Source organism: Arthrobacter sp. ISL-30 (genome assembly GCF_018613855.1).
Lineage (GTDB): Bacteria > Actinomycetota > Actinomycetes > Actinomycetales > Micrococcaceae > Arthrobacter.
The window spans coordinates 22,476-34,567 of the sequence record NZ_JAGGPK010000041.1 but is presented as its reverse complement, the minus strand read 5'-3'; the positions used below and the strand labels follow the sequence as shown (position 1 = coordinate 34,567).

At 63.5% G+C, this 12,092-nt stretch carries 13 protein-coding genes and 1 pseudogene; 9 read left to right on the top strand and 5 right to left on the bottom strand.

Features of this window, described 5'->3' with window-relative positions; genetic code table 11:
• Window positions 1-16: 16 nt before the first annotated feature.
• Window positions 17-1,219, bottom strand: a complete 1,203-nt coding sequence (locus J7E82_RS16085) for an FAD-binding oxidoreductase (protein WP_308113890.1) — start codon at window positions 1,217-1,219, stop codon at window positions 17-19.
• 96 nt (window positions 1,220-1,315) lie between these two features.
• Here J7E82_RS16085 and J7E82_RS16080 point away from each other — a divergent pair, with 96 nt between their 5' ends.
• From J7E82_RS16080 to J7E82_RS16060, 5 genes are all read left to right on the top strand, one after another.
• Window positions 1,316-2,239 (top strand): LysR family transcriptional regulator, encoded by a 924-nt coding sequence (locus tag J7E82_RS16080; protein WP_214864391.1) that lies wholly within the window; start codon window positions 1,316-1,318, stop codon window positions 2,237-2,239.
• Between the two features lie 922 nt (window positions 2,240-3,161).
• On the top strand, window positions 3,162-3,626 hold the full coding sequence (locus tag J7E82_RS16075; RefSeq protein WP_214864389.1) for a MarR family transcriptional regulator: 465 nt from the start codon (window positions 3,162-3,164) through the stop codon (window positions 3,624-3,626).
• The gene (locus tag J7E82_RS16070; RefSeq protein WP_214864387.1) at window positions 3,623-4,957 is read left to right on the top strand and encodes an MFS transporter; all 1,335 of its coding nucleotides are present in this window, start codon (window positions 3,623-3,625) and stop codon (window positions 4,955-4,957) included. Before J7E82_RS16075 ends, J7E82_RS16070 begins: the two co-directional genes overlap by 4 nt.
• A gap of 2 nt (window positions 4,958-4,959) precedes the next feature.
• On the top strand, window positions 4,960-5,358 hold the full coding sequence (locus J7E82_RS16065) for a hypothetical protein (RefSeq protein WP_214864384.1): 399 nt from the start codon (window positions 4,960-4,962) through the stop codon (window positions 5,356-5,358).
• A gap of 132 nt (window positions 5,359-5,490) precedes the next feature.
• Window positions 5,491-5,793: a DUF4193 domain-containing protein gene (locus tag J7E82_RS16060; protein WP_214864382.1), complete on the top strand. Its 303-nt coding sequence runs from the start codon at window positions 5,491-5,493 to the stop codon at window positions 5,791-5,793.
• Here the strand turns inward: J7E82_RS16060 and J7E82_RS16055 are convergent.
• Complete coding sequence (locus J7E82_RS16055; RefSeq protein ID WP_308113889.1) at window positions 5,769-6,677, bottom strand: NAD(P)/FAD-dependent oxidoreductase; 909 nt, start codon at window positions 6,675-6,677, stop codon at window positions 5,769-5,771. The two genes, J7E82_RS16060 and J7E82_RS16055, sit on opposite strands and share 25 nt — an antisense overlap.
• A 259-nt stretch (window positions 6,678-6,936) precedes the next feature.
• Between J7E82_RS16055 and J7E82_RS16050 the strand changes: the two genes are divergently transcribed.
• Both J7E82_RS16050 and J7E82_RS16045 read left to right on the top strand, forming a co-directional pair.
• A complete protein-coding gene (locus tag J7E82_RS16050) occupies window positions 6,937-7,530 on the top strand; it encodes a helix-turn-helix domain-containing protein (RefSeq protein WP_214864380.1) in 594 nt (197 codons plus the stop codon).
• Window positions 7,422-8,330 (top strand): annotated as a pseudogene (locus J7E82_RS16045) (zinc-binding dehydrogenase); the annotation flags it as partial. The gene J7E82_RS16050 and the pseudogene J7E82_RS16045, both read left to right, overlap by 109 nt.
• A gap of 65 nt (window positions 8,331-8,395) precedes the next feature.
• Here J7E82_RS16045 and J7E82_RS16040 read toward each other — a convergent pair.
• Window positions 8,396-9,334, bottom strand: coding sequence for a ribonuclease Z (locus tag J7E82_RS16040; RefSeq protein ID WP_214864376.1), 939 nt, complete (start codon window positions 9,332-9,334; stop codon window positions 8,396-8,398).
• 107 nt (window positions 9,335-9,441) lie between these two features.
• On the bottom strand, window positions 9,442-10,125 hold the full coding sequence (locus tag J7E82_RS16035) for a PRC-barrel domain-containing protein (RefSeq protein ID WP_214864374.1): 684 nt from the start codon (window positions 10,123-10,125) through the stop codon (window positions 9,442-9,444).
• Window positions 10,126-10,257: 132 nt separating this feature from the next.
• Here J7E82_RS16035 and J7E82_RS16030 point away from each other — a divergent pair, with 132 nt between their 5' ends.
• Window positions 10,258-10,542 (top strand): hypothetical protein, encoded by a 285-nt coding sequence (locus J7E82_RS16030; RefSeq protein ID WP_214864372.1) that lies wholly within the window; start codon window positions 10,258-10,260, stop codon window positions 10,540-10,542.
• A gap of 39 nt (window positions 10,543-10,581) precedes the next feature.
• Here J7E82_RS16030 and J7E82_RS16025 read toward each other — a convergent pair whose 3' ends face one another.
• Window positions 10,582-11,523, bottom strand: a complete 942-nt coding sequence (locus J7E82_RS16025; protein ID WP_214864370.1) for an SRPBCC family protein — start codon at window positions 11,521-11,523, stop codon at window positions 10,582-10,584.
• A gap of 220 nt (window positions 11,524-11,743) precedes the next feature.
• On the opposite strand from J7E82_RS16025, the gene J7E82_RS16020 reads away from it, so the two are divergent.
• Window positions 11,744-11,926 (top strand): hypothetical protein, encoded by a 183-nt coding sequence (locus tag J7E82_RS16020; protein ID WP_251041987.1) that lies wholly within the window; start codon window positions 11,744-11,746, stop codon window positions 11,924-11,926.
• Window positions 11,927-12,092 lie beyond the last annotated feature (166 nt).

The window sequence follows — 12,092 nt, the reverse complement described above, 5'->3', positions numbered from 1 at the left end:
GCCGGCACTGGGCAGATCAGATGATGTGGACTTCCCTCAGCGGCGAAAGTTCGCCGGCGAACCGAGCCGCGCTGAACGGTTCAGGATCCATGAAGGATTCCCTGCCCAGGTACATGTCCCTGACCAGCTCCCCTACTGCCGGTCCTTGGAGGAAGCCATGGCCAGAGAAGCCGGTGGCGTACATGAAGCCGTGAACGGTGTCCGAGGAACCGATCATGGCGTTGTGGTCGGGAGTGTTCTCATAGAGCCCGGCCCACCCCACGTCCAGTTCCTGATGTGCGAGGGCGGGGGCGACAACTTCCGCTGCCCGGTTGAAGGCCGGCAGCCACTGGTAGTCGAACTCCCGGCAAAATCCCGGTTCCTGGTCCTGGTTCGAGATGCCCAGGAGCATCCCGTTGAGGTAGTTGTGGAAGTAGAGGGTGGTTGACAGGTCAAGCGTGAAGGGAACGGTCGGGAAAGGCGTGCTCAGCTGGGGAGTCATGCCGATCTGGCGGCGGACAGCTTGGATCGGCAGGTGGACGCCGGCCATGGCACCCAGCCGGGTGGACCAGGCTCCGGCAGCACAAATCACCGTCGACGTCCGGATTGAGCCACGGTTGGTGTGAACGGCCTGTACGGCATCTCCGCTCGCATCGATGTCCAGCACTTCGGTGTCCTGGCAGATGGTCACTCCCAGCTCCTGGGCGGCCTCTGCGTAGGCCTTGACCACTTTGGAAGGCTGGGCAAAACCGTCCCTAGGGGAGTAGGACGCCGCCAGGAGGGCTTTGGGTTCCAGGAACGGATTGATTTCCTGGGCCTCCTCGGGGGTAAGCATGCGGCTGGACCCGCCCAGCCGGTTCTGGATGTGGGTGCTGTCCTCAACCTGCAGCACCTCGGCTTCGTTCCGGCACAGGAAGAGGTATCCCACCTGGTGCAGTCCAATGTCGGTCCGGAACTTCTCGCCGAAGCGCTCAAAGGCTTCGAGGCTGCGGTGGCCGAGTTTGATGTTTCCGGGGTCGGAAAACGTGGCGCGCACTCCGCCCAGGGGCTTTGCGGATGAGCCGGAGCCGAGGCTGTTCCGCTCGATCAGCACCACGTTCCGCACACCGGCCTCGGCCAAATGGTAGGCAATGCTTGTGCCCATGATTCCGCCGCCCAAAATGACAACCTGGGCTGCGGCTGGCAACGCCCCAGCGGGCGCCTTCAACGGGACAACATTGTCCACATGATTTCGATGCACTGTGATCCTCCCAAAAACGTCTAATACGTCAAGCATCAGATCCCGAAAGGTTTAGGTCAATCGATGAATCTTTAACTTTTCGTATAGAGTTGCTATATGAAGTGGACTCTCGAACAGCTGAGGACTTTCAAAGTGGTCGCCGAGCTGGGCACCATGACCTCAGCGGCTGAAGCCTTGGGATTCACGCCCGGCGCCGTTTCGCAGCAGATGGCCGCGCTGCAGGGCGGATTGTCCCGCCCGATCTTCGCCCGTGACGGTCGCCGGGTTGCACTTACCGACGCCGGCATGACCCTTCTGCGCCACGCACGCATCCTCCTTGACGACGAGCGGAAGGCGGCCGCTGCCCTCAGCGGACCGCAGTCCGAACAACGCATGGTGGTTTCCGTCGGCGTCTTTGGATCGGCGGCGGTCTCTGCCATCCAGCCGGCCATAGGACACTTGCGCGAGACGGCCCCGCACGTCGCCATTCAGGCGGCGGAGGTCGACGTCGAGACCATGCCGCAGGCTGTCCTGGAAGGACAGATCGACATCGCCTTGGGATTGAACTATTCCGACGCGCCCCAGCCGCCGCAGCGCGGCCTCGTGACGTCGAAACTGCACCGGGAACCGTTCCTCATGGTGCTTCCGGCCGCTGCCCGCGCGCTTATCGACGACCCCGCGGCCCTGGTGGAGTATGCCAATACCAGCGACTGGATCCTGCCACCTGTGGACAGCTTTTTCGGCAAGGCGTGCCGCTTCGCCTGCGCAAAGGCGGGCATCGAACCAAGGGTTCAGCACACGGTCACGGATACCGCCGTCTCGATCGCCCTCGCGGAATCAGGGGTGGGGATTACGCTGGCCACGCCCCTCATGATCGGGCTGCGCCCCACCGAAAGCCCAATTGCCGTCCTGCCGGCTGACTCCCGGCGGTTCATCGTGGCCATTGCCCGGTCAGCTGCGCTGGAACGGGACAGCGTCGTTGCCGTGCGCGACGCCCTTGTCCATGCTTTCCGGCCGTTGTCCGAGGGCCTTGCCAGCTAGCGAAGGTAAGGCATGCGGCGCATGCCCTTACATGAGGTGGAGGCATCTCGTGGAGACGCCCCAGATGACCAGGTCCGCCACGGCAGGAACACGGATGGTGTATACGGATGGTGTATTGGGTATCTGTTTAGCCGAAGTTGGGCTGGATGCGTGTAGTTGCCCACCTGGACTGCCGTGGAAACCTCCTTTTCCGAAACTGCTCCCTGACGGTTGTGCCGAAGTGTGGCGGTGGCCTTTAGGACTTCATGTCATTTGTCCCTCACTGGGTAGTTGGCCGGAAAATCAGGCGGCCTCGTATGGGGTGCGGAAGAGAGTTACGCCCCATTCAGGATTGTGCAGCACGATCTCCGATTCCCGTCGCGCGAACTGAATCGGAGCCTGAAGATGCCGTGCCATCCGCTTTTGTTCCTCATCCCACGGGAAGTTGCAGGTGCCTACATAACTTTCTAGCGTCCCAGGTTCAGGCGTGATTGTTTCGCCAGCGATGCTGACCCTGACGGCGTAGGAGGCACATGGGACGCGCACTGTCATCAACGTACGGCCGCCAATGCTGCCGAACCTAATGGCGTAGTCACCAGAGCTCATTCCGGGACCACGGGGCATGGGCGCCGGCATGGTGGAACCTGAAGTGAACGTCCCGCAGGCGGCGGATAGAGCGACGACGGCGAGGCAGGCTACGGAAGCAGTGTCGGCGTCGTGCGTCCGTGACGAGCGGATCCCTCAAGTGCGGCCATGATCCGAACGCTAGGTGTTTGGACCGCGTCGCTGCAAGAAGCCACCGAAGCCCGCGCGCGCTACTGGTTCAAAAAAAACTCCGCAAACTACCGCCCTTGGCCACCGCCCGAAATGTAGTTAGCATAGCTAATAAGCAGTGCTAACTAATCCAACGTCAATCCAAGCAGCACCGAGAGTAGGCCAAACAATGAACACGGAACCGCATCCAGGGGAGCCCGAGCAGTTGGCGGAGGACGTTCGGCCCGCCATCTTGGCCATCGAGTTGCGGACCGCAATCATGCGGACATCAAGGAGACTGCGCACGGAAGCAAGCGGGGACCTTATTTCCCCCGGCCAGTACGCCGTGCTGGCCCACTTGCACTATGGGCCCCTCACGCCGCGGGAACTGGCGGAGCGCGAGAGAGTGCAGGCGCCGTCGATGACTCGAATCGTCAACCTGCTGGCCGAGCAGGGCTTTGTGGCCCGGTCCGGCCATCCGAAAGACGGGCGCCAGGTGCTTGCCGCGATTACTCCTGCGGGTGAAGCCGTTCTTGACGAGGCGCGCAGCCAGCGCACCGCGTGGCTCGCGCAACGGGTCGCAGTGTTGAGCGAGGAGGACCGCCGCACCCTGAGCCGTGCCGCTTGGCTGATGCAGGAGCTGAGCGGCAGATGAACAAGATGTTCCGTGCCCTGAAAATCCGCAACTACCGTCTGTGGGTGGCCGGAGCGCTCGTGTCCAATGTCGGGACCTGGATGCAGAGGGTAGCCCAGGACTGGCTGGTGCTGACTGTGCTCACGGATCACTCCGGCACGGCTGTCGGAATCACCACAGGGCTGCAGTTCCTGCCCATCATGTTTCTTGGCCCGTATGCCGGTGTCCTGGCCGACCGTTACCGCAAGCGGGTGATCCTCTTGTGGACCCAGACGGCTATGGGTTTGTGTGCCATGGCGGTGGGCGTTCTGGTGGTGACAGGTTGGGCGCAGCTGTGGCAGGTCTATGTTGCCGCCCTTTGCCTGGGTGTGGCCAGCGCCTTTGACGGCCCTGCCCGCCAGGCTTTTGTTTCTGAAGTGGTGGGATCGGAGGACGTGCCCAACGCAGTGGCCCTTAACGCGGCCTCCTTCAACATCACCCGCCTCGCCGGTCCGGGTATCGCCGGGGTCCTCATCGCCTGGATCGGCACAGGGCCGGTGTTCTTGCTTAACGCCGCAAGTTTCGCCGCCGTCATCCTGTCCCTGTGGCGGATGCGCAGTGCAGAGCTGTTCCCGTCTGTGCAGGCGCCGTCCGGCAAGCATCAGGTAGTGGAGGGACTCCGATACTTGCGAGGGCGTCCTGACCTCATGCTGATCCTGGCCTTGGTGGGGCTGGTGGGGATTTTCGGCATGAACTTCCAAGTCACCAATGCGCTTATGGCGACGGCGGTGTTCGGCCAGGGCCCGGGGGAGTACGGACTTTTGGGCTCCATCATGGCGGTGGGGACACTGTCTGCCGCCCTTCTCGCCGCGCGACGCCAGGGACCCCGCCTGCGGCTTGTCCTCGGCGGCGCGATCGGACTGGGAGTCTTCACCCTCGCCGGCAGCGTGATGCCCTCGTTTTGGCTCTACGCCGCGTCCCTGGTCCTGGTAGGCCTGGCGTCGCTGACGTTCCTGAACAGCTGCAACACAAGTATCCAGCTCTCGGTGGAACCGCAGTTCCGGGGTCGTGTGTTGGCCTTGTACATGGCGGTCATGCAGGGCGGAACCGCGTTGGGGGCCCCTTTGATCGGCTGGATCGGCACCGAGTTCGGGGCCCGCTGGGCTGTCGCCGTCGGCGGCATAGCTGTGTTCGCCGCAGGCCTGTTCGCCCTGGTCCTGCAAAGCAGGCACAGTGGATTGAAGCTGCGGGACCGGCTCAGGGGTGTTTCCCTAAGGCGCTCCGTTCGCAACGGGCGCGGCGCTGCCAACCAGACGCCGTCGAGCGTTACATGCCGGGAGGACTCATCCTCCAGCGCCGCGATACCATCATGACCATGCCCGAGGTTCTTGATATGGCCGGCCCCATCCTGGAAGTCCTGACCTGGCTGTGCCTTCCCCTCGGAATCATCCTGTGGGTGGCTGCGGCGGTCGTCGCACGGTTCCAGGTCGCCTGGATCTCCACGCAAGGGGTGGTTTACCAGGACGACGGCGGCATAGGCGTGAGATGGTTCGATCACCTGCACGAGGTCCACAGTGCGCTGCTCGAGCCGGGGGACGCCCGGGGCCTCAAGGCCGGTCATGACCTCGTTGTCTACTACGAGAGGCGGGATCCTTCGCTGTGCCGGACGACCGCACCAGACTCGCCCGGCGAGCCCTTCCTCGTGGTTGGCCGACTCCTTACGGCCATCGGAGTGGCTGCGCTGGCGTCAGGCTTCGTTCTGCCCCTGTTTTAAGCGTTCCAAGCGCTGTTTTTACCGTTCGGCGGCCGGAATAACGTCATTCCGGCCGCCGATCATGGAATCCAAGGGTCCATAGTGTACGGTTCTATCCCGACAGATCCAGTCGAAGCAGAGAGAAAAGAACCTGTGGCAACCGATTATGACGAAATCCGCTCCGACGTCGCGGAATCGCGGAACGCCTCCCTGGAGGCCCTTAAGTCCGCCAACGCTCCGGACGCCCGCAGCGTCGTCCGCGAGATGGACGAGGCTGACACTACCGACGGTATTGAGCTGCCCGGCGCCGACCTCTCCGGGGAGGAGCTGACCGTCGTCGTCATTCCCCAGGCCGAGGATGAGTTCACCTGCTTCTCCTGCTTCCTGGTCCGCCACCGCTCGCAGATTGCCCGCGAGTCCAACGGCCAGGCCTACTGCATCGAGTGCGAAGGCTGACCCGGCCGATAGTGTTCGACGGCGTTACGGGTGTCCTCGGCCATTAGGTCCGCATTTATGGCAGCTCCGGCACCGAGCCCAGCCCCGGCCGCAACGATTACCTGTGCCATGGGGTTGGTGACATTGCCTGCGACGTAAACGCCGGGTACGTCGGTGGCACCGGTAGGCCCGGCGGGAATTGCCGTGCCTATCGAAACTTCTCCGACGTACTGTTCGCTCGCCAGCAGGCCCAGGTCCGCGAGGAATCCGGCGCGGGCCTCAAGGCGCGTCATGATGGCGACGGCCTGCCGTGGCACCATCTGGCCGCTGTGCAGCCGGACTCCGGTCAGGCCGTTGGCGCCGGATTCCACGGCGGCCACTTCCCCCGCGACAAGGGGTATACCGCGGGCAGCTAGTTCCTCAAGTTGATCCGCGGAAGGTTCCTGCGCAGTGTGCAGGAACAGTACGACGTCGTCACTCCACTGCCGCCAGAGCAGGGCCTGGTGCATGGCGATGGTGAGATTGGTCGCGATGATGCCGATAGCCTGGTCGCGCACCTCCCAGCCATGGCAGTACGGGCAGTGGAGGACGTCCTTTCCCCAGCGCTCGGCCAGCCCCTCTATATCAGGCAGTTGGTCTACAAGGCCGCTGGTCACCAGGAGCCGACGGGCCCGTATGACGCGGTGGGCCCGGGTGCTGTGGGCGGTGCTGTAGGCCGCCTCAAGGCGGAACATCCCGTCGTCGTCGCGCTGAACGCCGGTAACAGTGCCCTCCACGATTTGGCCGCCGTAGCCGATGACCTCCAGGCGGCCGTCCCGGTACAGCTCGGCAGGGGGCGTGCCCTCGCGTCCGAGGTAGTTGTGGACGTGTCCGGCCGGGGCGTTCCGGGCCTGGCCTGAGTCCACCACCAGGACCGAGCGCCGGGCCCGCGCCAGCGTTAGGGCTGCGTTGAGACCTGCAGCGCCCCGCCGACGATAGCGACGTCATAGCTGTCCCCGTAATTGTCACTGCCTGGCCACTGGCTGGATCCGTTTGTCATCGCGCACCTTCTGGTTATCACTGGTCGTTGACGCAGCCCGTGCCTTGGGAGCAGGCTGCCCTTCCAGTCTTCAGGTGTAGCCGTCCGGCTGGCAAAGGTTTTTGCCGGACTGGCAAAATTGCGGAATGGACCTTGACTTGGAAACGGTGCTCGACGCCGTCGGACCCCGACTGCGAGTCCTGCGAAAGGAGCGCAAGACCACGCTGGCGGAGCTCTCGGCTTCCACGGGCATCTCCGTCAGCACGCTGTCGCGGCTGGAATCCGGCCAGCGGCGTCCGACGCTGGAACTGCTGTTGCCCCTGGCACGGGCACATGGGGTGGCCATCGATGAGCTGGTGGGTGCTCCGCCAACAGGAGACCCGAGGGTGCATCTACGTCCCATCCGCCGCTTCGGGACCACCATCATTCCGCTGACTCCGCGATCCGGAGGGCTGCGGGCATACAAGCACCTGCTTCCGGCTACGGAGCGGACGGCTGAACCGGATCCTCGCACACACGAGGGCTATGAGTGGCTCTATGTTCTCAGCGGCAGACTCCGCCTGGTGCTGGGCGACAAGGAGCTGGTCCTGGCCGCCGGTGAGGCGGCCGAGTTCGACACACGCCTGCCGCACTGGATGGGCAACGCCGACAATCAGGCTGTGGAGTATCTGTCGCTGTTTGGGCCGCAGGGTCAGCGGGCGCATGTGAGGGCGAGGCCGGCACGAAAGTTCTCCGAGTAGGCTCAGACCTGCATTACTGGATGCATGGAGCAGCCGGTGAATCGGTGCTGAAGGCCCCTATGGTCCTTGGGCACGAGGTTGTGGGCATTGTCCTTCGTGCCGCCTCCAACCGGAGCGGACCGTCTGCAGGAACAGCCGTGGCTGTCCATCCGGCCACACCGGATGGAGATCATGCCAAATATCCTCAAAACCGGCCAAACTTATCGCCGGGGTGCACTTACCTCGGCAGCGCCGCCCAATTTCCTCATACGGATGGTGCGTTCGTCAGATATGCCGTGCTCCCTGCCCGGATGCTTCGAACCATCCCGCCGGGTATCCCCTTAAAGACCGCCGCCCTCATCGAGCCGGCAAGTGTCGCATGGCACGCAGCGTCCCGGGCAGGTGACATCCGAGGCAAGAACGCCCTTGTCATCGGCAGCGGACCCATCGGCGCCCTCAGCGTCGCCACTCTCAAACGGGCCGGCGCCAAAGAAATCACAGCCGTGGACCTCCACGAGAAACCCTTGGAGATCGCCCGGGCACTCGGCGCCACGCGAACAGTCCAGGCAACCGACGTTGAAGCCATCAACGCCACCGAGGCGGACGTCGTGATCGAGTCCTCGGGCAACCACCGAGGACTGGCTTCTGCCATCCGGGGTGCTCGGCGGGGCGGTCGCGTCATAATGGTCGGCCTGCTTCCCACCGGAGATCAGCCGGTCCCGATCTCACTCCCCATTACGCGGGAACTCGAACTGATCGGATCGTTCCGTTTCAACGACGAGATCGACGACGTCATCGCGGCCCTCGCCGATGGCAGCCTGGTTCAGGAGGGCCCGTTCGGCGCCGACAACTCACAAATAGTCACCAACCTGGAAGGCGTCTGCCTTTAGGAGGGATGCACCCGGCGCGGCGGAAATTGGATCCGGTCCAGGTCCATCGCAGCCAACACCCGAGCTCCAGCGGACCGGCTTCGAGCCTGTTCAGCGAGTGGGGCGACGTCCCCGTATCGCGAGGAGAAGTGGGTGAGGACAAGGGTCCCGGCGCCGCCGGATGCCGCCAGATCGCCCGCCTGCCCTGCGGTGAGATGGCGGAACTGCGAGGCGAGCTCGGCGTCGTCGTCACTGAATGTGCATTCCGTGACGAGAAGATCCGCCCCCTCCGCCAGCTCCTCCGCACCCTCACAGGGGGCCGTATCCATGATGAAGGCGAAGCGCTGGCCGGGCCGCGGAACACTCACGTCCTCCAGGCGCACTCCGTCCAGGCCCCCTTCGCGGTGCAGGCGGCCGATGTCGGGCCCTGTAATCCCAGCGGCAGCAAGCCGCTCCCGCAGGAATGTCCGGCCGTCGGGCTCCATGAGCCGGTAGCCATAGGCTTCGATGCGGTGGTTCAAGGGCCGCACTTCCAGTCCCGGCGCGATCGGCTCAGCAGCCCTATGGTTAGGCCCCGCATGTGCCACGCCCCCGTACGCAAAGCCTCCATGCGGATGCAGCCGCAGGTCTATGCCAGGGGAGGCGACGGAAACGAGGGCCCGGACCACCTCTTCACCCGACGCCGGGTAGTGCAAGTGAACCGGATGGGGCACCTTGTCCAGTGCCATGCGTGAAAGGACGCCCGGCAGGCCATAGCAGTGGTCGCCATGGACATGGGTGAGGCAAATACGCGTGATCTGCGAGGCGGCCACTCCGGCATGAATCATCTGCCGCTGCGTTCCCTCTCCGGGATCAAAGAGCAGGCCCTCGCCGTCCCAGCGCAGCAGGTACCCGTTGTGGTTGCGGGTCCGGGTCGGGACCTGCGAGGCAGTGCCGAGGACGACCAACTCACGCATGAACCCCAGTGTGCCACTGGTTGGCGGCGACGGGAGGGGGCCCGGCGTGTTTGTTGCCGAAGCCCCCTCCCGTTGGTTCCATCACCTGGATTTTCCAGCCCTGGTTCTCATAAATGATCGGGACCCTCTGGCGGGCGCTCCGTGGTCAGGTATTTCCGCAGCCGTGGACGGCTCACCATGTCTTCCCGATCGGCCTGCACGTACCCTGCTTGCTCGTCTTCGGCCCGCACAATACCGGCGTCCCCATAGTCGCCCCGCTCGTAGCCTGCCTGTTCATTGCCGACCGGTAGTGTGTCGCCGACCGGTCGCGTGGCCGCTTGTTCGTCTTTCCGTACGTAGCCCGTCTGCTCATCGTCGGCCGCAACATAGCCTGCCTCCCCGTAGTCGCCCCGCTCGAAGGTTCCCGCTTCTTCCGGGACTCCTACGGATTCTTCCTGGACTCCTACGGAAGCCTGGCCCCTGGCAGTACGGAGGCCACCCATCCGGTAGTGCTCGTAGAGAAGGTCCTCGTCAGCCAGGTCCAAGTGGCCCTCGGGGTCCACGGAAGGGGCTTCCTTGACCTGCTCCTTTGTGTAGGCGACAACGAGGTCATCGCCCTCCATCCGTGCCCCTTCGAGCGGGACAAAGGACTCCCGGGTTCCAAACAGGCCCGTCTTGACCGTGACCCAGCTTGGCTCGTTGCCTACATCGTCGACGTAGAACTGGCCGATGCCTCCAATTCTTTCGCCGTCTTGACCGATGACGTTTCCGTTGCCTTCAAGCAAGCGGTCAATGTGCTCCCTGATGATCATGATGGCTCCTTCTGTGGTTGGGAGAGGTTCTTTCCATCACACTTCCCGCGTCTTGACGCCCTTACGGCATGTGCTCGCCGCATACTGAATCTGGGCGTTGAAACCCGTGGATTAGCAGGCAGGAGGACAAGCATGACGACTCTCATGAATGTGGTGACGAACGAGTATTTCCCGGCGGCTGCGGTGCTGTTGGTCGTCGTTATTTTCTGGACAATCGCACTGTTGGGCGGCTTGTCACTGCTCACCGGGCATCAGCCTCCGCTGGCTACGCTGGGCTGGCTGCTTTTTGTGTACACCATCGTGGTGCTTTCCCCTATCGCGGGGCTTCTTGCCTTGGTGGACCTGGTTCGCAGATGGTGGCGGAACCACCGCATCGCCTCCGAAAATGCGGCGGCTACGGAGCCCACCGGCCGGTAGTTGGTGCACGGTCAGTTCTGGCCGGCCGGTGTTCACCCGTCAGCGTGGACCGGCGCTGCCTCCTGCCGGAGGGATCGCGCCCGGGGGAATTGCTGCCCCCGGCGGGATAACTCCGGCCTCATCATTCCGCGACCGCTCGCGTTCGGCTGCACTCCGCGTATCGCTCGCGGCGGTTTCGTCAGAATCGCCTGAGGTGTCCACCAGATCGTTCGTCTGGTCGAAGGGGCGGGCGATCACGTCGTCAGGCACTTCGGGTTCGGCGTCGGCTGTTGAAGAAGCTTCCCCTGAAGGGGCGCGCACCGTGCCCATGTCCTCAAAACTGGCTGGCCTGGATTTGGATGGCTCGGGGTCAGAGGGCCATGGGGCGTCCGACTCTTTGTCTTTGCTTCCCATGGCGGCGGTTGCTGCCGCAGCAGCGGCCGCCACCCCGGCGGCTCCCGCGACTACCTTTCCTGACACTCCAGCCTTGCCGCTGTCACCTTGTGATGCGGCAGCGTCTTCGACTCCGGGCGTTCCGGCAGTGGCGCCTTCGCCGATGGTGCCACGCCAAGCGCCACTCGCGTAACGCTCGTCCTCGATGAAGGCCTTGAACCTGTTCAGGTCTGCTTCCGCCCGGTTCTCCACCAAATGAAGCTTGTCACCGATCTTCTCCACGAGGCCTTCAGGCTCGTACTCCAGCGTCAGCCGCAGCGAGGTCTGGCCGCCTCCGACATCTTCGAATTCAATGGCTCCGGCGTTGGTTGCGCCTTCTGTTGCTGCCCAGGCGATCTTGCGGTCAGGGACCTGCTCAAGGATTTTCGCTTGCCACTGCCGCCGTACCCCGGCGATCTCCGCCACCCATTCCAAGCGGTCGTCGCTCAGCTGCTTGACACTCTTCACGCCACCCATGAAGTGGGGGAAGTCCTCGAATTGTGTCCATTGGTTGTACGCCGTGCTCACCGGGACGTTGACGAGAATCCGCTTTTCAACCTTCGTGCTCACAATGTCTCCTTTGAACGTGGAACAGGCCGTGACGAACCAATCATTAATTCGTCAGTATGCTTACCATACCGCCGGGCCAGACGGGCGAACAGGGCCCTGAGCTTCCCAAGTGACTCGCATTTGTTGTCGCTAAGAGCCGTTTTAACGACTACAAATGCGAGTCACTTGGGGAAGGGTTTTGGGTCGTAGGATGGAACTGGCGAGGTGTTCGAAGGTGTCCATGTCCGTTGCAATCCTGCTGGTCATCCTTGGGATTGTGTCCCTGACAGCAATGATCGGAACCGTGGTGACGGTCCTTCATGATGGCCGCCATGAGCTGCCGCCGGAGCCGTCCGAAGAGCCTTGGAAGGCGGGAAACCTCCCGAGCGTTCCGTACGCGCTTATCAAAGATCGGGTTCCCTGACCTTCTGGGGGACAACGGGCCGCCGCGCCTCGCGGAAACCGAGATAACCCCACGGAACCGTCCGAAATCTCACTGAAACCTCCACGGCTTACGCTGGTCACAAACCGTTCGGGAGGCTCGGCAGGGATGGCCTCGCCGGCGTTGTTCCATGAGGCCGCGGCCAGAA

What these genes read in the sequence shown, in the direction of transcription:
- J7E82_RS16065 (WP_214864384.1), top strand. Translation starts at nt 4,960, where the DNA reads ATGCCCGAGGTTCTTGATATGGCCGGCCCCATCCTGGAAGTCCTGACC.
- J7E82_RS16035 (WP_214864374.1), bottom strand. Translation starts at nt 10,125, where the DNA reads ATGATCATCAGGGAGCACATTGACCGCTTGCTTGAAGGCAACGGAAAC.
- J7E82_RS16020 (WP_251041987.1), top strand. Translation starts at nt 11,744, where the DNA reads ATGTCCGTTGCAATCCTGCTGGTCATCCTTGGGATTGTGTCCCTGACA.
- J7E82_RS16030 (WP_214864372.1), top strand. Translation starts at nt 10,258, where the DNA reads ATGACGACTCTCATGAATGTGGTGACGAACGAGTATTTCCCGGCGGCT.
- J7E82_RS16080 (WP_214864391.1), top strand. Translation starts at nt 1,316, where the DNA reads ATGAAGTGGACTCTCGAACAGCTGAGGACTTTCAAAGTGGTCGCCGAG.
- J7E82_RS16075 (WP_214864389.1), top strand. Translation starts at nt 3,162, where the DNA reads ATGAACACGGAACCGCATCCAGGGGAGCCCGAGCAGTTGGCGGAGGAC.
- J7E82_RS16070 (WP_214864387.1), top strand. Translation starts at nt 3,623, where the DNA reads ATGAACAAGATGTTCCGTGCCCTGAAAATCCGCAACTACCGTCTGTGG.
- J7E82_RS16040 (WP_214864376.1), bottom strand. Translation starts at nt 9,334, where the DNA reads ATGCGTGAGTTGGTCGTCCTCGGCACTGCCTCGCAGGTCCCGACCCGG.
- J7E82_RS16050 (WP_214864380.1), top strand. Translation starts at nt 6,937, where the DNA reads ATGGACCTTGACTTGGAAACGGTGCTCGACGCCGTCGGACCCCGACTG.